This window comes from Streptomyces sp. NPDC050997 (genome assembly GCF_040660135.1).
Taxonomy (GTDB): domain Bacteria; phylum Actinomycetota; class Actinomycetes; order Streptomycetales; family Streptomycetaceae; genus Streptomyces.
Genome location: NZ_JBFAGK010000010.1, coordinates 177,162 through 197,440, shown reverse-complemented (window position 1 = coordinate 197,440; position 20,279 = coordinate 177,162). Strand labels below are relative to the sequence as shown.

Genomic DNA, 20,279 nt, shown 5'->3' with positions numbered 1-20,279 from the left:
ACGAGGGCCCGGCCTCCCCGAGCGGGAGACCGGGCCCTCGTGCGTCCGGCTTAGGCGCGTCCGGCCTACGCCTTGCGCAGACGGAACGTCAGTGTCAGACCCTCGTCCGTGAACGGAGTGCCGTAGGTGTCGTCCGCCTCGCCGTGGGCGAAGTCCGTGCCGAGGACCTCGTCGGCGATCAGGCCGGCGTGCTCGGTCAGGGCCGCGATCACCGCCGGGTCCGTCGCCGTCCAGCGCAGGGCGATGCGGTCGGCCACGTCCAGGCCGCTGTTCTTGCGGGCCTCCTGGATCAGACGGATCGCGTCACGGGCCAGGCCCGCCTGCCGCAGCTCCTCCGTGATCTCCAGGTCCAGGGCGACCGTCGCGCCCGAGTCGGACGCCACCGACCAGCCCTCGCGCGGGGTCTCTGTGATGATCACCTCGTCGGGAGCCAGGGTGATCGTCTCGCCGTCGACCTCCACCGACGCCGTGCCCGCGCGCAGGGCCAGCGACAGTGCCGCCGCGTCCGCGTTCGCGACGGCCTTCGCCACTTCCTGGACGCGCTTGCCGAACCGCTTGCCCAGGGCGCGGAAGTTGGCCTTGGCCGTCGTGTCGACCAGGCTGCCGCCGACCTCGCTCAGCGACGCCAGCGCCTCGACGTTCAGCTCCTCCGTGATCTGCGTGTGCAGCTCCGGACTCAGCGTGTCGAAGCCCGTCGCCGCGATCAGCGCCCGCCTCAGCGGCTGCCGCGTCTTCACGCCCGACTCCGCGCGGGTGGCACGGCCCAGCTCCACCAGGCGGCGCACCAGGAGCATCTGCCGGGACAACTCCGGGTCGATCGCCGTCAGGTCCGCTTCCGGCCACGACGTCAGATGCACCGACTCCGGGGCGTCCGGGGCGACCGGGACCACCAGGTCCTGCCAGACCCGCTCGGTGATGAACGGGGTCAGCGGGGCCATCAGCTTGGTGACCGTCTCCACGACCTCGTGCAGCGTGCGCAGCGCGGCCTTGTCGCCCTGCCAGAAGCGGCGACGGGAGCGGCGTACGTACCAGTTGGACAGGTCGTCGACGAACGCCGAGAGCAGCTTGCCGGCGCGCTGGGTGTCGTAGGCCTCCAGGGACTGGGTGACCTGGTCGGTGAGGGCGTGCAGTTCGGACAGCAGCCAGCGGTCCAGCAGCGGGCGGTCCGCCGGGGCCGGGTCCGCCTCGCTGGGCGCCCAGTTGGACGTGCGTGCGTACAGGGCCTGGAAGGCGACCGTGTTCCAGTACGTCAGGAGCGTCTTGCGGACGACCTCCTGGATCGTGCCGTGGCCGACGCGGCGGGCCGCCCACGGGGAGCCGCCGGCCGCCATGAACCAGCGGACGGCGTCCGCGCCGTGCTGGTCCATCAGCGGGATCGGCTCAAGGGTGTTGCCCAGGTGCTTGGACATCTTGCGGCCGTCCTCGGCGAGGATGTGGCCGAGGCAGACGACGTTCTCGTACGACGACTTGTCGAAGACCAGGGTGCCGACGGCCATCAGGGTGTAGAACCAGCCGCGGGTCTGGTCGATGGCCTCGCAGATGAACTGCGCCGGGTAGCGCGCCTCGAACAGATCCTTGTTCTTGTGCGGGTAGCCCCACTGCGCGAACGGCATCGAACCCGAGTCGTACCAGGCGTCGATGACCTCCGGCACGCGCGTGGCCGTCTTCTCGCACTGCGGGCAGGCGAAGGTGACGTCGTCGATGTACGGGCGGTGCGGGTCCAGGTTCGACTGATCGGTGCCCGTCAGCTCGGTGAGCTCGGCGCGGGAGCCGGCGACGGTGAGGTGGTCGTCCTCGCAGCGCCAGATCGGCAGCGGGGTGCCCCAGTAGCGGTTGCGGGACAGCGCCCAGTCGATGTTGTTGTTCAGCCAGTCGCCATAGCGGCCGTTCTTGACCGAGTCCGGGAACCAGTTGGTGTTCTCGTTCTCCTGGAGGAGACGGTCCTTGATGGCGGTGGTGCGGATGTACCAGGACGGCTGCGCGTAGTAGAGGAGCGCGGTGTGGCAGCGCCAGCAGTGCGGGTAGCTGTGCTCGTACGGGATGTGCTTGAAGAGGAGGCCGCGCTGCTGGAGGTCCTCGGTGAGCTTCTCGTCCGCCTTCTTGAAGAAGACGCCGCCGACCAGGGGGACGTCCTCCTCGAAGGTGCCGTCCGGGCGGACCGGGTTCACGACCGGCAGGCCGTAGGCGCGGCAGACCTTGAGGTCGTCCTCACCGAAGGCGGGGGACTGGTGGACCAGACCCGTGCCGTCCTCGGTCGTCACGTACTCGGCGTTCACCACGTAGTGGGCGGGCTCCGGGAACTGGACGAGCTCGAACGGACGCTGATACGTCCAGCGCTCCATCTCGGCGCCGGTGAAGGTCTGGCCGGTGGTCTCCCAGCCCTCGCCGAGCGCCTTGCCGACGAGCGGCTCGGCGACGACCAGCTTCTCCGCGCCGTCTGTGCCCTTCGTGGCGACGACGTAGGTCACCTCGGGGTGCGCGGCGACCGCCGTGTTGGACACCAGCGTCCAGGGGGTGGTCGTCCAGACCAGGAGCGCGGCCTCGCCGGCGAGTGGACCGGAGGTGAGCGGGAAACGGACGAACACCGAGGGGTCGACGACCGTCTCGTATCCCTGCGCCAGCTCGTGGTCAGACAGGCCCGTGCCACAGCGCGGGCACCAGGGGGCGACGCGGTGGTCCTGGACCAGCAGGCCCTTGTTGAAGATCTCCTTGAGGGACCACCACACGGACTCGATGTAGCCGGGGTCCATGGTGCGGTACGGGTCGTTCAGGTCCGTCCAGAAACCCATGCGGGTCGTGAGCGCTTCGAAGGCGTCGGTGTGGCGGGTCACGGACTCGCGGCACTTGGCGTTGAACTCGGCGATGCCGTACGCCTCGATGTCCTTCTTGCCGTTGAAGCCGAGTTCCTTCTCGACCGCCAGCTCCACGGGGAGGCCGTGGCAGTCCCAGCCGGCCCTGCGGGCCACGTGGTAGCCGCGCATGGTGCGGAAGCGCGGGAAGACGTCCTTGAAGACGCGGGCCTCGATGTGGTGGGCGCCGGGCATGCCGTTGGCCGTGGGTGGGCCTTCGTAGAACACCCACTCCGGGCGGCCCTCGGACTGCTCCAAGGTCTTGGCGAAGATCTTCTGCTCGTGCCAGAAGTCGAGCACGGAGTGCTCGAGGGCGGGCAGGTCGACCTGGGCAGGCACCTGGCGGTACGTCGGCGTTGTCATCAGCGGGCTTCCTCCGGCGGACTTGCTGCCTTCCGTCCGGAGGGACGAGAGCTGTGTCATTCCTGCGCCGCTTTCGGCGCGCTCCCGCGGTACCACCCTCCTTGGCCCTCCGGTGCGCCGTGCACGCCGGTGAGCCCCCTCATTGGGGTCGCGATGCCGGTTCTACTCGCCGCTGCTGGGTCTCTGCGGCTTTCTTCCGGCGACTCCGGGGTGATCTTCACGTCGCGCTCGCCCCCGGGCTTCCACCGTCCCCGGGTCGCTCTGGGCTGCGTACGCCGCTACTCGTCCCCATCCACGCTTTTCGCTCCGCCCAGTGTACGGCGCCGCGAGGACAGAGGCCGACCGGTTTTCCGGCGCCGCACGGCTGGGCTCGGCGGCGCCCGGGGTGACCCGAATGGCGAGGTGCCTTTGTTCGGATTCTGGGACGGTCCGCCCGGCGGATTACCCGGCGGGGAGCTGGGCACAACGCATGCAAGTTTGGCGCGCGGATTCCGCGAGGTGGTGAATCAGGCGGTTTGCCCCGTTGCCGCGGGACTGAAGTCGATTTATCGTCCCAGAACGATTCGCGTGCAAGATCACAATATGTGAAGGGGCCGCGGCCATGGTGGCGAAGAAGACCGCCGTACAGCAGCCGGCGTCCGGGTCTCCGGGTGCCTCCGGCGGTGCGGCCAAGGACGTCGGCGGGAAGAAGAGCGCGCAGGGGGGCGCGGCCGAGCGGGAGGCCAAGGCCGTGAAGACGGTGGGTCCGGCGGCTGGTCGGGCAGCAGGTACTGCGGGGGAGAAGGCTGCCGCGAAGGAGGCGGCACCGGTGAAGAAGGCCACTGGGAAGAAGGTCTCTGGGAAGGCGCCTTCTGGAAAGGCGGCCTCTGGAAAGGCGGCCGCGGCTTCGAAGGGGGCTCCCTCCGGGAGGGCGGTCGGGGGAGAGGGAGCGGAGAGACCAAGAGGCGAGGCGACAGCCGGTAGAAAGCCGGTGGTCGGGAGGAAGGCGGCTGGGCGGAAGGCGGCGGCCGGGAAGGTGGGCGCCGAGGAAACAGGGGCCGAGGAGACCGCGAAGAAGGCCGTGGCCAGGAAGGTGGCGGCCGAGGAGAAGACGGGCGCGAAGAAGATCGCGGCCGGGAAGGACGCGTCCATGGAGGGCGTCTCCACGGAGAGCGCGTCCGCAGGGAGTGCGCCCACGAAGCGGGCGGCCACGAAGCGGGCGGCCACGAAGCGGGCGGCCACGAAGCGGGTAGCCACGAAGCGGGCCTCTTCAGGGGGCGCGGTCGCGAAGGGCGCGGCCAAGGAGAGTGCGTCCGCGAAGGGCGCGGCCAAGGAGAGTGCGTCCGCGAAGGGCGCGGCCAAGGAGAGTGCGTCCGCGAAGGGTGTGGCCAAGGAAGGCGCTGCCGCGAAGGGTGTGGCCGCGGAGGGTGTCTCCACGCGGGGGGCGGCCACGAAGCGCGCTGCTACGAAGAGCGCCCAGAAGAAGGGCCCAGCCAAGACGGCTGCGGCCAGGAAGAGCACGTCCAAGAGGGCGAGCGCGGCCGAGGCCGCGGAGCAGACGGGAGCCACGACGGTGGTTGCGAAGAAGACCCCTGGCAGGGCCACGGCGGCCAAGACCGCCGTACCCAAGGCGCGCGTCTCCGCGGCGGAGCCCGGCGAACTCGCGGTGCGCCCGGGCGAGGACCCCTGGACCCCGGAAGAGGTCGAGGAGGCACGCGCCGAGCTGCAGTCCGAGGCGACGAGGCTGAGCAACGAGATCACCGCCTCCGAGGAGTCCCTCGTGGGCCTGATGCGGGACTCCGGGGACGGCGCCGGCGACGACCAGGCGGACACCGGGACGAAGAACATCACGCGCGAGCACGAGTTGTCGCTCGCCGCCAACGCGCGCGAGATGCTCATCCAGACCGAGCGCGCCCTGGGACGGCTCGACACCGGCACCTACGGCCTGTGCGAGAACTGCGGCAACCCCATCGGCAAGGCGCGGATGCAGGCGTTCCCGCGGGCGACCCTGTGCGTCGAGTGCAAGCAGAAGCAGGAACGACGGTACTGACCAGTACCCGGGTGCCGGTGGGCGTGCCGTACTCTCGTCCTCACTCAGGTACCTAGGTTGAGGGACTCACGTGGCAGAGGCGGAGCGGATCATCGGTACGCCGGATTCCCCGGAGGGGGCTGGGGCCGAGCCGGAGCAGTCGTCCGGTCCGGATTCCGGTCCGGATTCCGGTTCGGCAGGGCAGCAGGGCGCGGGCGCGCGACCCAGGGGCAAGCGGCGGATCGCCGTCCTGTTCGCGGTCGCGGTGTTCGCCTACGCCCTCGACCTGATCAGCAAGATGATCGTGGTCGCCAAGCTGGAGCACCACGCGCCGATCGAGATCGTCGGGGACTGGCTGCGGTTCGAGGCCATCCGCAACGCGGGCGCGGCCTTCGGTTTCGGCGAGGCCTTCACCGTGATCTTCACGATGATCGCGGCGACGGTGATCGTGGTCATCGCCCGGCTCGCCCGCAAGCTCTACAGCCTGCCCTGGGCGATCGCGCTCGGGCTGCTGCTCGGGGGCGCGCTCGGCAACCTCACCGACCGGATCTTCCGTTCGCCGGGCGTCTTCGAGGGCGCGGTCGTCGACTTCATCGCGCCCAAGCACTTCGCGGTCTTCAACCTCGCCGACTCGGCGATCGTGTGCGGCGGCATCCTGATCGTGCTGCTGTCGTTCAAGGGGCTCGACCCGGACGGCACCGTCCACAAGGACTGAGTCCGCCGGAGGTCCGGGGAGGGGTTGTCCACAGGCTCCGTACGGGGAGACCCGGCCCGTCCGGCATACTCGACGGGTGAGTACCATTCCCGAGATCCGTGCCCTGCCCGTTCCCGACGGCCTTGAGGGCGAGCGCGTCGACGCCGCCATATCCCGCATGTTCGGCTTCTCCCGGACGAAGGCGGCCGAACTCGCCGCCGCGGGGAAGGTCACGGTCGACGGGTCGGTGGTCGGGAAGTCCGAGCGGGTCCACGGCGGGGCCTGGCTGGAGGTCGAGATGCCGCAGGCGCCCGCGCCCGTGCAGATCGTCGCCGAACCGGTCGAGGGCATGGAGATCGTGCACGACGACGACGAAGTGGTCGTGATCGTCAAGCCGGTCGGTGTCGCCGCGCACCCCTCGCCGGGCTGGACCGGGCCGACCGTGATCGGCGGGCTCGCCGCCGCCGGGTACCGCATGTCCACCTCGGGCGCCGCCGAGCGTCAGGGCATCGTGCACCGCCTGGACGTGGGCACCTCCGGCCTGATGGTCGTGGCCAAGTCGGAGTACGCGTACACCTCGCTCAAGCGCCAGTTCAAGGAGCGCACGGTCGACAAGCGTTACCACACGCTCGTCCAGGGCCACCCCGACCCGACCAGCGGCACCATCGACGCGCCCATCGGCCGCCATCCGAACCACGACTACAAGTGGGCGGTCACCGCCGAGGGGAAGCCGTCGGTCACGCACTACGACCTGATCGAGGCGTTCCGTGCCGCCTCCTTGCTCGACGTGAAGCTGGAGACCGGGCGCACCCACCAGATCCGCGTCCACATGGCCGCGCACCGCCATCCCTGCGTCGGAGACCTGACATACGGCGCCGACCCCACGCTCGCCAAGCGGCTGCGGCTGACCCGCCAGTGGCTGCACGCCGTACGGCTCGGCTTCGAGCATCCCGGGGACGGGCAGTGGGTGGAGTTCGAGTGCGGCTACCCGGACGACCTGCAGCAGGCCCTGGACCAGGTCCGCGAGGAGACCTACGCATGAGCCCGACGTCGTACGCGCTGCGCGTCGCCGAGGACCCCGCCGACCGGGAGGCCTGCTTCGCGGTGCGCAAGGAGGTCTTCGTGGCCGAGCAGGGGGTCCCCGAGGATCTCGAGTATGACGCCTATGACGACGTAGCCGTGCATGTCCTGGCGGTCCGGGAGGACGGTGTACCGCTCGGCGCGGGCCGGCTGCTGCACGGCGAGGCGGCCGCGGCCACGACCGACGGAGATCGGTCCGTGGGGTCGTTGGGGCGGCTCGCGGTGACAAAGGCCGCACGTGGACTCGGCGTCGGGGCGGCGCTCGTCGGTGCCATCGAGGACGCGGCACGCTCGCGTGGACTCACGGCCGTGGATCTGCACGCCCAGACACACGCGACGGGGTTCTACGAACGGCTGGGATACGTGGCCTACGGCCCGGAGTTCCCGGACGCGGGGATCCCGCACCGGGCCATGCGCCGCGTTCTGTGACCGGGGGCTGCCGGAAGGGCAGGTGAGCACGGTCGCGTGGCAGGCTTGAGATTCGCCGTGTGAACACCGAGACGCCCCGGGAGGGCCGGCCGTGGATCAGTTGGCCCTGTTGTTCGTGCTGTTGCTCGGGGCCGTGGTGAGCGTCCCGGTGGGGGAGCGGTTCGGAGTGCCGGCACCGGTGCTGATGACGCTCCTCGGGATAGTCCTCGCCCTGCTCGACTTCGTGCCGAACGTCAACATCCCGCCGGATCTCATCCTGCCCGCGCTGCTGCCGCCGCTGCTCTACGCCGCCGTACGACGCACGTCCTGGCGGCAGTTCACGGCCAACCTACGGCCCATCTTCCTGCTGGCCGTGGCGCTGGTGTTCGTCACCACGGTGACCGTGGCCGTCGTCGCGCACGCGATCGTGCCCGGGCTGCCGATCGCCGCCGCCGTGGCGCTCGGCGCGCTGGTGGCGCCGCCCGATCCGGTCGCCGCGACCGCCGTCGCCGGGCAACTCGGGCTGCCGCGTCGGCTGGTGTCCATCCTGGAGGGCGAGGGGCTCTTCAATGACGTCACGGCCATCGTGCTGTACCACGTGGCGATCGCGGCGGCCGTGAGTGGGGCGTTCTCGCCTTGGAAGGCCGGGCTCGACCTGGTGCTGTCCGCCGTCGTCGCGGTGGCGGTCGGGCTGGTGCTGGGCTGGGGCGCCAACAAGTTGATGGACCTGCTCGACGACGCCACCCTGCAGATCGGGCTCACGCTGCTGGTGCCGTACGCCTCGTACGTGCTGGCGGAGGAGTTCCACGGGTCCGGGGTGCTCGCCGTGCTCACCACCGCGCTGTTCCTCGCCGAGTACGCCACCAACGCCGACGATGTGCTGACCCGGCTGGCCGGGCACACCTTCTGGAACATCGTCGACACGCTGGTCACCGGCGTGGCGTTCGGGCTGATCGGGCTGGAGCTGCACAACGCGATCAGGACGGCAGCCGGGCGGTGGGCCGAGATGCTCGGGTGGGCGGCGGCGGTCGTGGGGGTGGTCGTGTTCGTGCGGCTGCTGTGGTTGATGCCGGCGACCTGGCTGACCAAGCGGTTGCACGCGCGGCGCGACTACGACGAGGAAATCCCGACGAGTTGGCGGGAGACCGTCGTCATGTGGTGGTCGGGGATGCGGGGGGTGGCGTCGGTGGCGTTGGCGCTGGCGATTCCCTTGAAGACGGATGACGGTTCGGCCTTTCCGGACCGGGACGAGATCGTGTTCATCGCGTTCGGGGTGATCATGGCGACGCTGGTGCTTCAGGGGTTGACGTTGCCGTGGCTCGTGAAGCGGCTGGGGGTGCGGGCCGACACGGATCGGGAGAAGGACTTCGAGAAGGCGTTGGCGGTCCGGGCGGCGAAGGCGGCGAAGCGGAGGCTCCGGGAGATCGAGGCGGTGGAGGAGTTGCCGGACGAGTTGTCCGAGCAGATGTTGCGGCGGGCCTTCGACATCGGGATGCGGATCAGTCCGGACATGGGGGAGGAGGAGCGGCGGGAGGCCCATGTGCAGCGGGCGCGGAGGCTCAAGCGGGTGCGGCGGATCCAGGGGGAGATGTTGAGCGCGGCGCGGCATGAGGTGTTGGCCGCGCGGAGTGAACCCGGGGCGGATCCGGAGGTGGTCGACCGGGTGCTTCGGCATCTTGATGTGCGTAGCTTGAAGTGAGCGGGCCTTGCCTGCGGGGTGACTCGCCGTCGGCGACCGCGGGCCCGGCCCCGTCGCCGTCGGGCGGAGGGCCCCACGCCGGGACCCCAGCCCTCAGGGGTCTGGGGTCCGAGGGGAGCGACCGCGCCCGTGTGTGGGCGTTTTGGGTTTTTGGTTCAGCGGCCTGGGCCGGCTCGGGGTATTTCGTGGATGCGGCGGGGAGGTTTGGTGTCCCGGGAGGGGGCCGCTCCGTCGTGGGGCGGGCTGCCGTTGCTTCGGCTGTGGGGGACGGCCGCCTCGGCCGTGTTGACGCGGGGGAGGGCGTACGGGTGTTCTTCGGAGAGCCAGCGGATCATGTGTTCGCGGACCTTGACCCGTACCGTCCAGATGTCGTCCGCGTCCTTGGCGGTCACCAGGGCCCGTACCTGCATGGTGTTCGGGGTGGTGTCCGTGATGTCCAGGCCGTAGGCGCGGCCGTCCCAGGCCGGGCACTCGCGCAGGATGTCGCGCAGCTTCTCGCGCATCGCGTCGATGGGGGCCGCGTGGTCGAGGTGCCAGAACACGATGCCGGTCATCTGCGGGCTCCCGCGCGACCAGTTCTCGAACGGCTTGGACGTGAAGTACGACACGGGCATCGTGATCCGGCGCTCGTCCCAGGTCCGCACGGTCAGGAAGGTCAGTGTGATCTCCTCGACCGTGCCCCACTCGCCGTCCACCACGACCGTGTCACCGATGCGAACCATGTCGCCGAAGGCGATCTGCAGCCCCGCGAACAAGTTGCTGAGCGTCGACTGCGCGGCGACACCGGCGACGATGCCGAGGACGCCGGCCGAGGCCAGCAGCGAGGCGCCGGCCGCGCGGAACGCGGGGAACGTCAGCAGCATCGACGCCGCCGCGACCACGCCGACCACGGCGGAGACCACACGCATGATCAGCGTCACCTGGGTCCGCACCCGACGGACCCGGGCCGGGTCGCGATGGGCGCGCGCGTAGCGGCTGTACGAGGTCTCCACGATCGCGGAGGCGATCCGGATCACCAGCCAGGCGGCGGCCCCGATGAGGACAAGCGTGAGCGCCTGGCCGATCGCCACCTCGTGCCGATCCAGCAGCTGCGCCTCGTCGTACAGCCCTCTCAACAGGGCCGCGCAGAGTACGAGCTGGTAGGGGATGCGGCCACGACGCAGCAGACCCCACATCGGGGTCTCGTGATGTCGTCCGTCGGCCTTGCGCAGCAGCAGGTCGGTGGCCCAGCCGATGATCAGCGTGAGCAGAACCGAGCCGCCGACCACTAGCAGTGGGCGGAGTACGTTCTCCATGCCTCCGAACGTAACCGTCCCCGGGCACTCATGAACATGTGACTTACGACGCCATGTGGGTAGGGCGGTGTTCCTGAGGCGGGGTCCGGGGCGTGAGCCGCCGCGGAATCCCCGGTGTCGTACCCGGCTGGCACCATGGCCTCATGAACATCATGCTTTTCCATTCGACCTACGGTCCGAGACCTGCCGTGGCCGCGGCGGCGGACCGGTTGCGCGCCGCCGGGCACGAGGTGTGGACGCCAGACCTCTTCGCGGGGCGCACGTTCGACACCGTCGAGGAGGGCATGGCCGTCAAGGACGAGATCGGAAAGGACGAACTGCTCAAGCAGGCCGTACTGGCCGCCGCGCCCTACTCGGACCGGGGGCTCGTGTACGCCGGGTTCTCGCTCGGCGCCTCCATCGCGCAGACGCTCGCGCTGGGCGACAGCAAGGCCCGCGGACTGCTGCTTCTGCACGGCACGTCGGACATCGCGGCGAACGCCACCGTGGACGAGCTGCCCGTCCAGCTGCATGTGGCCGAGCCGGATCCCTTCGAGACCGACGACTGGCTGAGCGCCTGGTATCTCCAGATGCGCAGAACCGGCGCCGATGTCGAGGTCTACCGATACGCCGGAGCCGGCCACCTGTACACCGACCCCGAGCTGCCGGACTACGACGAGGAGGCAGCCGAGGCCACCTGGCGGGTGGCGCTCGGCTTCCTCGACTCGCTGTAGCGGCTAGCCCGGGAAGCACTCCTTCGGCGGGTTCACCAGCGACTGGAAGTGCCCGGACCACACCCAGGACGTCGGCTGGGAGTTATAGATCCTGAACCACCGTGCCCCCGAGGGGGTCTTGGTGGTCGAGCACTGGATCCGCAGGGTCGTGCCCCGCGGCTCCGTGCGGTACTTCGTCGACGAGGACGTGGGCTCGGCGTATATGGGAGAGCTTTCGAGCGTGGTCAGGTTGACGTACGCCGGTGCCGCTGCCGCCGTGGCTTCCTGCGCCTGAGCGGATGAGGCGGTCAGCCCGGCGAGGGCCAGGGCGGCGCCGAGCACCGCGGTCTTCGTCAGGACACTTTGGGGGGTGGCCATGTGACTCCAATCGTGAATAACCTGTCGGACCGTCAGTGCGACGATCCGAACACGGTGGGCGACGCTATCAAGATCCTCCCGGGCGCGTCCGGAATTGTTTTCTACACCGGGTCGTAGGTGCGCTCGACCTTCTGTGTGCCGGTGCGCGTGCGGTACGAACGAGCCCAGGCCGAGGTCGCGTCGGCTTTCGTGCGGTCGGACAGGACGTAGAAGTCCATCTGTGCGCGGTCGGCGGTGATGTCCAGGACGCCGTAGCCGTGGCGGTCGGTGTCGACCCAGTGGACGTGCCGGTTGGCGGCCCGGATGACCGGCGAGGCGACCGCGGAGACCGTGCCCTCGGGGACCTTCACGATGTCGTCGAGGTTGTCGGAGGTCACCGAGGTGACCACGAACTCCGTGGCGGCCGAGGCGGACAGCGGGTACGTGCCGGCGTCCACCGGCACGTCGTTGGCCCACGCCATGTGGATGTCGCCGGTCAGGAAGACGGTGTTGCCGATCGCGTTCGAGCGCAGGTGGGCCAGCAGTTCGCGGCGGTCGTCCGTGTAGCCGTCCCACTGGTCGGTGTTGAGCGCGAGGCCTTCCTTCGGCAGGCCGAGCAGCTCGGCTAGCGGCTCGAGCAGGTCGGCGGAGAGGGAGCCGATGGCGAACGGCGAGATCATCACCGAGTTGCCGACCAGCCGCCAGGTCGTGTCGGACGCCTTCAGTCCCGTCTTCAGCCAGTCGAGCTGGGCGCGACCGGTGATCGTCCGGTTCGGGTCGTCGACCGAGCCGTTGCCGACGCCGACCTGCTGCGAGCGGAAGGACCGCAGGTCGAGCAGTGAGAGATCGGCGAGCTTGCCGAAGCGCAGCCGGCGGTAGGTGGTGCCGGCGATCGCCTGGCGGACCGGCATCCACTCGAAGTAGGCCTGCTTGGCCGCCGCCTGACGGGCCGACCAGGCGCCCTCGGCGCCCTCGGTGTGGTTCTCCGCGCCGCCCGACCAGGTGTCGTTGGCGAACTCGTGGTCGTCCCAGATCGCGACGACCGGCGCCTTCGTGTGCAGGGCCTGGAGGTCCGGGTCCGTCTTGTACTTGCCGTGCCGGATGCGGTAGTCGGCGAGGGTGAGGATCTCGTGGGCCGGGGCGTGCGGCCGTACGACGGTGTCGCGCGCCCCGTACTCGCCGGTGCCGTACTCGTAGATGTAGTCGCCCAGATGCAGCCAGGCGTCCAGGTCACCGCGGGCCGCGAGATGGCGGTACGACGAGAAGTAGCCGGCCTCCCAGTTGGCGCAGGAGACCACGCCGAAGCGGAGGTTCGCCACGGCCGCGTCGGCGGCGGGCGCGGTGCGGGTGCGGGCGACGGGCGAGTCGGTGCCCCCGGCGGAGAAGCGGAACCAGTAGTCCGTCGCGGGCGTCAGGCCCCGTACGTCGGCCTTCACGGTGTGGTCGGAGGCGGCGGTTGCGGTGACCGAACCCTTGGCGACGATGGTGGTCAACGCCTTGTCCCTGGCGATGATCCAGTCGACCGGAGTGTCCGGGCCGAGCCCGGAGCCGGGTATCGCCTCGGCGGTGGGCGTCACGCGGGTCCACAGCAGGACGCCGTCGGGAAGTGGGTCACCGGAGGCGACACCGTGCAGGAAGGCGGGGGCGTCGGCGGCGGCCCGCGCGGGCAGGGCGGCGACGAGCGGACCGGCCGCCACCGCGGAGGCGGCTGCGGCCTTGACGACCGTACGGCGGCGCGGGGACAGGGAGTTGGCTGAACCGGCGCTCTCGGATGATCTGTATCGACTGGTCACGACCGATCAGGTTACTGATCGGTATGCATCGAGAGCGGGCGAACCCGGAAAGTTCGCCCGCTCTTCACGCGGAGGCTGGATTCCCCGCCGGCGTCAGCCCTTGAGGGCTTCGCCCACCACCTTGTCGAAGTCGGCCACTGTCAGCAGCGGGGTGCCGTTGTTGAGCTGCTTGCCGTCCATGACGAAGCCCGGGGTGCCGGTCACGCCCTCCTTGTTGTCGTCGAAGGTCTTCGACATGGCCATCGCCCAGGCGTCGTACGTGCCCTTCTTGACCGCGTCCTGGAACTTCGTGTTGTTCTTCAGTGCGGAGACGGTGTTCGCGACCTTGATGAGGTAGGCGTCGTCCTTGAACTTGTCGGTCGTCTCGTCCGGGTGATACTTCGTCGAGTAGAGCGCGGTCTTGTACTCGAGGAACGCCTCGGGGCTGACGTTCAGCGCGGCGCCCATGGCGCTCAGGGCGTTCTTGGAACCCTCGCCGTTGTCCTTGTTGTCGATGAACGTGGCGCCGACGTACTGGAACTTGTACTTGCCGCCGTCGACATCCTTCTTCAACGTCGAGCCGACGGTCTGCTCGAACTGTGCGCACACGGGACAGCGCGGGTCCTCGTAGACCTTGAGGGTCTTCTTCGCGCTGCTCTTGCCTATGACCACGGTGGTGCCGTCGGTGCCCGTGGTGTTGGCCGGAGCGACGACCTTCTCGTCCTTCATGGCCTCCCAGTGGCTGGGCTTCTGCGACTGGACGACGGCGTAGCCGATGCCGCCGGCCAGCGCCAGCACGGCGACGACCGAACCGGCGACGATCACCTGCCGCTTGACCTTGGCACGCTTGGCCTGCCGCTCGCGCTCCTCGCGCAGCCGTTCCCGGGCGGCCGTCTTCGATGCCTGGCTGTTCCGCTTGCTCATGGTGGTGTTCTCCGTTGGGGACGCGCACAGGACGTGGTGTGGTCGTGTGCGGGATACGTATGGGGTCCGGCTGGTGCTCAGCCGCCGTTCGGTGCCGTTCGGTGCCGTTCGGTGCCGCTCGGGCCGAAGGTCCGGCTCGGGCTCAGGCTTGGGCGAAGGCGGCCGGGCACGGCGGTCCACGCCGTCCCAGGGAGTGCACGAGGAATCGCTCGCGCGCGGTGGTCGTACGGCGGCGGGGGCGCCGCGCGGGGAGCGCGGCGGGGGCCGTGCGTACCGTCACGGCCGCGATCGCCAGCAGCAGCGGGCGGAACGTGGTCGCGGTCACCGCCCGCAGCAGCTGGGCCAGCGCCCGCTCGCCGCGGCGCAGCCAGGCGGCCGCGAGGAGACCGACACCGATGTGCGCGCCGAGCAGCAGCCAGGTGGTCGCCGGATCGGCGTGGGCGAGCAGCCCCGCGAGCCGGTCGGTGTCGGTGCCGGTCACCCGGGCCAGCGGGGCACCGAGGCCGGTGCCGTCGCCGCACAGCACATCGAAGCCGACGGAGCGCAGAGGGCCGGTGACCGGGCCGCCGGCCGCGCCGTAACAGACGTGCTGGCCGGTGGTGAACACCGTGTCGGCGGCCAGTTCCAGCGGGATCAGCAGGGCCGCGATCCGGCCGAAGCCGCGCTCGCGGCCGGCCAGGGCGTAGGCGAGGACGAACACGACGGCCGCGATCACGGCCACCGTGTTCAGCGGCAGCGGGACCCGGGACAGCAGCACGTGCGACGCGCTGCTGAGTGTCACGACGAGTGCCGTGAACAGCGCCGCGCGTACGGCTCTGAGCTGAGTCCCGGATATGTCCATAGCGGGGAAGAGTCTGTCACGTGGCCCGGTAAGAGACCCCTAAAAGATCCCTGTGAGTGGGCCTACCGACAGCGGATCGTCACAGACCCGGAATCCGGCCGTTGCGGAACAGGTCCACGAACGTCTGGTGATCGGCACGCGCGCGTGCGCCGTACGCGTGCGCGAAGTCGACCAGGAGGCCCTCGAAGCTCTCCTCGTCGGCGGCGATCGCCGCGTCGATGGCGCGCTCGGTGGAGAACGGCACGAGGGACTCACCGGACTGGTCGTCCGCCGCCGCGTGCATGGTGGCGGTGGCCCGGCCCAGGTCGGCGACGACCGCCGCGATCTCCTCGGGGTCGTCGATGTCGCCCCAGTCGAGGTCCACGGCGTACGGCGAGACCTCGGCGACCAACTGGCCCGAGCCGTCCAGCTCGGTCCAGCCGAGCCACGGGTCGGCGTGCGCCTGGAGAGCGCGCTGCGAGATCACCGTGCGGTGGCCCTCGTGCTGGAAGTAGTCCCGGATCGCCGAGTCCGTGATGTGGCGGGAGACGGCCGGGGTCTGGGCCTGCTTGATGTAGATCACGACGTCGTTCTCCAGGGCGTCGCTGTGGCCCTCCAGAAGGATGTTGTACGAGGGCAGGCCGGCCGAGCCGATACCGATGCCGCGGCGGCCGACGACGTCCTTCACGCGGTACGAGTCGGGGCGGGCCAGCGAGGTCTCCGGCAGCGTCTCCAGATAGCCGTCGAAGGCGGCGAGGACCTTGTAGCGGGTGGCCGCGTCCAGCTCGATGGAGCCGCCGCCCGGGGCGAAGCGGCGCTCGAAGTCACGGATCTCCGTCATCGACTCGAGCAGCCCGAAGCGGGTCAGGGAGCGGGCGTCACGCAACGCGTCCAGGAGCGGGCCCTGGGCGGTGTCCAGGGTGAACGGCGGCACCTCGTCGCTCTTGGCGCCGGTCGCCAGGGCGTGGATGCGCTCGCGGTACGCGCCCGCGTACACCTGCACCAGCTCGGTGATCTGGTCGTCGCCGAGCGCCTTCGCGTACCCGATGAGGGCGATGGAGGCGGAGAACCGCTTGAGGTCCCAGGTGAAGGGGCCGACGTACGCCTCGTCGAAGTCGTTCACGTTGAAGATCAGCCGGCCGTTGGCGTCCATGTACGAGCCGAAGTTCTCGGCGTGCAGGTCGCCGTGGATCCACACCCGGGAGGTGCGCTCGTCCAGGTACGGGCCGCCCCGCTTCTCGTCGGTGAGGTCGTGGTAGAAGAGGCACGCCGTGCCCCGGTAGAACGCGAAGGCCGAGGCCGCCATCTTCCGGAACTTCACGCGGAACGCGGCCGGGTCGGCGGCCAGGAGCTGGCCGAAGGCGGTGTCGAAGACGGCGAGGATCTCCTCGCCGCGGTGCTCGTCGTTGAGCTGCGGAACCGACATCGCTGGGTGCCTCCTGGTACGGATGGTGCGTGACGAGTGGGAGCGGATCTCCTGCCCGGACCAACGTGCGGGGGTCGGCCGGAGTGCCCGTTCTTCTTCACATGAAGGTACGCGGGGGAGCCCTCCGGGTGTCAGTGCCGAGGCATAGACTTCGACGCTGTCCCCCAGACTGTTTCGCCGCCCGTGGGGATCTTGTCGACGCCTGCCCGCCCGTCACCCGACCACCATCCCTCAACGAGGCGCTTCGCGCCGCCCCGATCAATTGGAGGCCGAAACCGTGTCAAAGCCGCCGTTCACGCACCTGCACGTCCACACCCAGTATTCGCTGCTGGACGGTGCCGCGCGGCTCAAGGACATGTTCGACGCGTGCAACGAGATGGGCATGTCCCACATCGCCATGTCCGACCACGGCAACCTCCACGGGGCGTACGACTTCTTCCACACCGCGAAGAAGTCCGGGGTCACTCCGATCATCGGCATCGAGGCGTATGTCGCGCCCGAGTCCCGTCGCAACAAGCGCAAGATCCAGTGGGGTCAGCCGCACCAGAAGCGGGACGACGTCTCCGGTTCGGGTGGTTACACCCACAAGACGATCTGGGCGGCCAACTCGACGGGCCTGCACAACCTCTTCAAGCTCTCCTCGGACGCGTACGCGGAGGGCTGGCTGCAGAAGTGGCCCCGGATGGACAAGGAGACCATCAGCCAGTGGTCCGAGGGGCTCATCGCCTCCACCGGCTGTCCCTCCGGCGAGCTCCAGACCCGGCTGCGCCTCGGCCAGTTCGACGAGGCGCTGAAGGCCGCCTCCGAGTACCAGGACATCTTCGGCAAGGACCGCTACTTCCTGGAGCTGATGGACCACGGCATCGACATCGAGCACCGGGTCCGCGACGGCCTCCTGGAGATCGGCAAGAAGCTCGGCATCCCGCCGCTGGTCACCAACGACTCGCACTACACGTACGCGCACGAGGCGACCGCCCATGACGCGCTGCTGTGCATCCAGACCGGCAAGAACCTCTCCGACCCGGACCGCTTCCGCTTCGACGGCACCGGCTACTACCTGAAGTCCACGGACGAGATGTACGCCATCGACTCCTCGGACGCCTGGCAGGAGGGCTGTGCCAACACCCTCCTGGTGGCCGAGCAGATCGACACCGCCGGCATGTTCGAGGCGAGAAACCTCATGCCGAAGTTCGACATCCCCGAGGGCTTCACCGAGATCACCTGGTTCAAGGAGGAGGTCCGCCTGGGGATGAACCGCCGCTTCCCGGGCGGCGTCCCCGACGACCGGCAGAAGCAGGTCGAGTACGAGATGGACGTCATCATCCAGATGGGGTTCCCGGGGTACTTCCTCGTCGTCGCCGACTTCATCATGTGGGCCAAGAACCAGGGCATCGCGGTCGGTCCGGGCCGTGGTTCCGCGGCCGGTTCGATCGTCGCGTACGCCATGGGCATCACCGACCTCGACCCGATCCCGCACGGCCTGATCTTCGAGCGGTTCCTCAACCCCGAGCGCGTCTCCATGCCCGATGTCGACATCGACTTCGACGAGCGTCGGCGCGTCGAGGTGATCAGGTACGTCACGGAGAAGTACGGCGCCGACAAGGTCGCCATGATCGGCACGTACGGCAAGATCAAGGCGAAGAACGCCATCAAGGACTCCGCGCGCGTGCTGGGCTACCCGTACGCCATGGGCGACCGCCTCACCAAGGCGATGCCCGCCGACGTCCTCGGCAAGGGCATCGACCTCAACGGCATCACCGACCCCTCGCACCCGCGCTACAGCGAGGCCGGCGAGATCCGCGCGATGTACGAGAACGAGCCGGACGTCAAGAAGGTCATCGACACCGCCAAGGGCGTCGAGGGCCTGGTCCGGCAGATGGGCGTGCACGCCGCCGGCGTCATCATGTCCAGCGAGCCCATCGTCGACCACGCCCCGATCTGGGTGCGGCACACGGACGGCGTGACCATCACGCAGTGGGACTACCCGCAGTGCGAGTCGCTCGGCCTGCTGAAGATGGACTTCCTCGGCCTGCGCAACCTGACGATCATGGACGACGCCGTCAAGATGGTGAGGTCCAACAAGGGCGTCGACCTCCAACTGCTCTCGTTGCCGCTCGACGATCCGACGACCTTCGAACTGCTCCAGCGTGGTGAGACCCTCGGCGTCTTCCAGTTCGACGGCGGCCCCATGCGCTCCCTGCTGCGCCTGATGAAGCCCGACAACTTCGAGGACATCTCCGCCGTCTCCGCGCTCTACCGTCCGGGCCCGATGGGCATGGACTCGCACACCAACTACGCGCTCCGCAAGAACAAGCTCCAGGAGATCACCCCGATCCACAAGGAGCTGGAGGAGCCCCTCGAAGAGGTCCTCGCGGTCACCTACGGCCTGATCGTCTACCAGGAGCAGGTGCAGAAGGCCGCCCAGATCATCGCCGGCTACTCGCTCGGCGAGGCGGACATCCTCCGCCGGGTGATGGGCAAGAAGAAGCCCGACGAACTGGCGAAGAACTTCGTCCTCTTCCAGGAGGGCGCCCGGAAGAACGGCTACAGCGACGAGGCGATCCAGTCCCTGTGGGACGTGCTGGTCCCCTTCGCCGGCTACGCCTTCAACAAGGCGCACTCCGCCGCGTACGGCCTGGTCTCGTACTGGACCGGGTATCTGAAGGCGAACTATCCCGCCGAGTACATGGCCGCGCTGCTCACCTCGGTCAAGGACGACAAGGACAAGTCGGCCGTCTACCTCAACGAGTGCCGGCGCATGGGCATCAAGGTGCTGCCGCCGAACGTCAACGAGTCGTTGCACAACTTCGCCGCGCAGGGCGACGACGTGATCCTCTTCGGCCTGGGAGCCGTGCGCAACGTCGGCACGAACGTGGTCGAGTCGATCATCAAGAGCCGTAAGGCCAAGGGCAAGTACGGCTCCTTCCCCGACTACCTCGACAAGGTCGAGGCGGTCGCGTGCAACAAGCGCACCACGGAGTCGCTGATCAAGGCGGGCGCCTTCGACACCCTGGGGCACACCCGCAAGGGCCTCACCGCGCACTTCGAGCCGATGATCGACAACGTGGTGGCGGTCAAGCGCAAGGAGGCGGAAGGACAGTTCGACCTCTTCGGAGGCGGCGAGGAGGAGAGCGACGAGCCCGGCTTCGGCCTCGACGTGGAGTTCACCACCGACGAGTGGGACAAGACCTATCTCCTCGCCCAGGAGCGGGAGATGCTCGGCCTGTACGTCTCCGACCACCCGCTCTTCGGTCTGGAGCACGTGCTGTCCGACAAGGCGGACGCCGGCATCGCCCAGCTCACCGGAGGCGAGCACTCGGACGGCGCGGTCGTCACCATCGGCGGCATCATCTCCGGCCTCCAGCGCAAGATGACCAAGCAGGGCAACGCCTGGGCCATCGCCACGGTGGAGGACCTGGCCGGTTCCATCGAGTGCATGTTCTTCCCGGCCACCTATCAGCTCATCTCGACCCAACTCGTCGAGGACGCCGTGGTGTTCGTGAAGGGCCGCCTGGACAAGCGCGAGGACGTGCCGCGCCTGGTCGCCATGGAACTCCAGGTGCCCGACCTGTCGAACGCGGGCACCAACGCGCCCGTGATCCTCACCATCCCGGCCACCCGGGTCACTCCGCCCATGGTCAGCCGCCTCGGTGAGATCCTCAGTCACCACAAGGGCGAGAGCGAGGTCCGGATCAAGCTTCAGGGCCCGAGCAAGACGACCGTGCTGCGTCTGGACCGGCACCGGGTCAAGCCCGACCCGGCGTTGTTCGGCGACCTGAAGGTGCTGTTGGGGCCGTCCTGCCTGGCGGGCTGACGGCAGGCTCTTGATGTGTGCGAGGGGCGCATCCGGTCGCGGATGCGCCCCTCGGTGTGTACCTGGGCATCAACAACC

Annotated in this window: 14 protein-coding genes; 7 read left to right on the top strand and 7 right to left on the bottom strand. The window is 69.2% G+C overall.

What is annotated here, in order from left to right; genetic code table 11:
• Nucleotides 1-65: 65 nt before the first annotated feature.
• Nucleotides 66-3,212 carry an isoleucine--tRNA ligase gene (ileS, locus tag AB0H86_RS23730; RefSeq protein WP_362442083.1) on the bottom strand — a complete coding sequence of 1,049 codons (3,147 nt, stop codon included), beginning with the start codon at nucleotides 3,210-3,212 and terminating at the stop codon, nucleotides 66-68.
• A 1,015-nt stretch (nucleotides 3,213-4,227) separates the two neighbouring features.
• On the opposite strand from ileS, the gene AB0H86_RS23725 reads away from it, so the two are divergent.
• The 5 genes from AB0H86_RS23725 to AB0H86_RS23705 all read left to right on the top strand — a co-directional run bounded on the left by AB0H86_RS23725 (nucleotide 4,228) and on the right by AB0H86_RS23705 (nucleotide 9,101).
• The gene (locus tag AB0H86_RS23725) at nucleotides 4,228-5,241 is read left to right on the top strand and encodes a TraR/DksA C4-type zinc finger protein (protein WP_362442080.1); all 1,014 of its coding nucleotides are present in this window, start codon (nucleotides 4,228-4,230) and stop codon (nucleotides 5,239-5,241) included.
• A gap of 70 nt (nucleotides 5,242-5,311) precedes the next feature.
• Nucleotides 5,312-5,935 (top strand): signal peptidase II, encoded by a 624-nt coding sequence (lspA, locus tag AB0H86_RS23720; protein WP_362442077.1) that lies wholly within the window; start codon nucleotides 5,312-5,314, stop codon nucleotides 5,933-5,935.
• A gap of 76 nt (nucleotides 5,936-6,011) precedes the next feature.
• Nucleotides 6,012-6,956 carry an RluA family pseudouridine synthase gene (locus AB0H86_RS23715; RefSeq protein ID WP_362442074.1) on the top strand — a complete coding sequence of 315 codons (945 nt, stop codon included), beginning with the start codon at nucleotides 6,012-6,014 and terminating at the stop codon, nucleotides 6,954-6,956.
• Nucleotides 6,953-7,423: a GNAT family N-acetyltransferase gene (locus AB0H86_RS23710; RefSeq protein WP_362442071.1), complete on the top strand. Its 471-nt coding sequence runs from the start codon at nucleotides 6,953-6,955 to the stop codon at nucleotides 7,421-7,423. Before AB0H86_RS23715 ends, AB0H86_RS23710 begins: the two co-directional genes overlap by 4 nt.
• Nucleotides 7,424-7,514: 91 nt before the next feature.
• On the top strand, nucleotides 7,515-9,101 hold the full coding sequence (locus AB0H86_RS23705) for a Na+/H+ antiporter (RefSeq protein WP_362442068.1): 1,587 nt from the start codon (nucleotides 7,515-7,517) through the stop codon (nucleotides 9,099-9,101).
• Between the two features lie 155 nt (nucleotides 9,102-9,256).
• On the opposite strand, the gene AB0H86_RS23700 is transcribed toward AB0H86_RS23705, so the two are convergent.
• Nucleotides 9,257-10,396, bottom strand: coding sequence for a mechanosensitive ion channel domain-containing protein (locus AB0H86_RS23700; RefSeq protein ID WP_362442065.1), 1,140 nt, complete (start codon nucleotides 10,394-10,396; stop codon nucleotides 9,257-9,259).
• Between the two features lie 143 nt (nucleotides 10,397-10,539).
• Between AB0H86_RS23700 and AB0H86_RS23695 the strand changes: the two genes are divergently transcribed.
• Nucleotides 10,540-11,109, top strand: coding sequence for a dienelactone hydrolase family protein (locus AB0H86_RS23695; protein ID WP_362442062.1), 570 nt, complete (start codon nucleotides 10,540-10,542; stop codon nucleotides 11,107-11,109).
• A gap of 3 nt (nucleotides 11,110-11,112) precedes the next feature.
• Here the strand turns inward: AB0H86_RS23695 and AB0H86_RS23690 are convergent, their stop codons facing one another.
• From AB0H86_RS23690 to AB0H86_RS23670, 5 genes are all read right to left on the bottom strand, one after another.
• Complete coding sequence (locus AB0H86_RS23690) at nucleotides 11,113-11,466, bottom strand: hypothetical protein (protein ID WP_362442059.1); 354 nt, start codon at nucleotides 11,464-11,466, stop codon at nucleotides 11,113-11,115.
• Between the two features lie 101 nt (nucleotides 11,467-11,567).
• Nucleotides 11,568-13,238, bottom strand: coding sequence for an alkaline phosphatase D family protein (locus tag AB0H86_RS23685; protein WP_362442056.1), 1,671 nt, complete (start codon nucleotides 13,236-13,238; stop codon nucleotides 11,568-11,570).
• Nucleotides 13,239-13,331: 93 nt separating this feature from the next.
• A complete protein-coding gene (locus AB0H86_RS23680; protein ID WP_362442053.1) occupies nucleotides 13,332-14,141 on the bottom strand; it encodes a thioredoxin domain-containing protein in 810 nt (269 codons plus the stop codon).
• Nucleotides 14,142-14,283: 142 nt separating this feature from the next.
• Nucleotides 14,284-14,982: a hypothetical protein gene (locus AB0H86_RS23675; RefSeq protein ID WP_362442051.1), complete on the bottom strand. Its 699-nt coding sequence runs from the start codon at nucleotides 14,980-14,982 to the stop codon at nucleotides 14,284-14,286.
• 79 nt (nucleotides 14,983-15,061) lie between these two features.
• Complete coding sequence (locus tag AB0H86_RS23670) at nucleotides 15,062-16,387, bottom strand: DUF2252 domain-containing protein (RefSeq protein ID WP_362442049.1); 1,326 nt, start codon at nucleotides 16,385-16,387, stop codon at nucleotides 15,062-15,064.
• Nucleotides 16,388-16,664: 277 nt separating this feature from the next.
• Between AB0H86_RS23670 and dnaE the strand changes: the two genes are divergently transcribed.
• The gene (dnaE, locus tag AB0H86_RS23665) at nucleotides 16,665-20,201 is read left to right on the top strand and encodes a DNA polymerase III subunit alpha (protein WP_362442047.1); all 3,537 of its coding nucleotides are present in this window, start codon (nucleotides 16,665-16,667) and stop codon (nucleotides 20,199-20,201) included.
• The last annotated feature ends 78 nt before the right edge of the window (nucleotides 20,202-20,279 follow it).

What these genes read in the sequence shown, in the direction of transcription:
- AB0H86_RS23670 (WP_362442049.1), bottom strand. Translation starts at nt 16,387, where the DNA reads ATGTCGGTTCCGCAGCTCAACGACGAGCACCGCGGCGAGGAGATCCTC.
- AB0H86_RS23675 (WP_362442051.1), bottom strand. Translation starts at nt 14,982, where the DNA reads ATGGACATATCCGGGACTCAGCTCAGAGCCGTACGCGCGGCGCTGTTC.
- AB0H86_RS23710 (WP_362442071.1), top strand. Translation starts at nt 6,953, where the DNA reads ATGAGCCCGACGTCGTACGCGCTGCGCGTCGCCGAGGACCCCGCCGAC.
- AB0H86_RS23680 (WP_362442053.1), bottom strand. Translation starts at nt 14,141, where the DNA reads ATGAGCAAGCGGAACAGCCAGGCATCGAAGACGGCCGCCCGGGAACGG.
- AB0H86_RS23700 (WP_362442065.1), bottom strand. Translation starts at nt 10,396, where the DNA reads ATGGAGAACGTACTCCGCCCACTGCTAGTGGTCGGCGGCTCGGTTCTG.
- AB0H86_RS23690 (WP_362442059.1), bottom strand. Translation starts at nt 11,466, where the DNA reads ATGGCCACCCCCCAAAGTGTCCTGACGAAGACCGCGGTGCTCGGCGCC.
- ileS (WP_362442083.1), bottom strand. Translation starts at nt 3,212, where the DNA reads ATGACAACGCCGACGTACCGCCAGGTGCCTGCCCAGGTCGACCTGCCC.
- AB0H86_RS23695 (WP_362442062.1), top strand. Translation starts at nt 10,540, where the DNA reads ATGAACATCATGCTTTTCCATTCGACCTACGGTCCGAGACCTGCCGTG.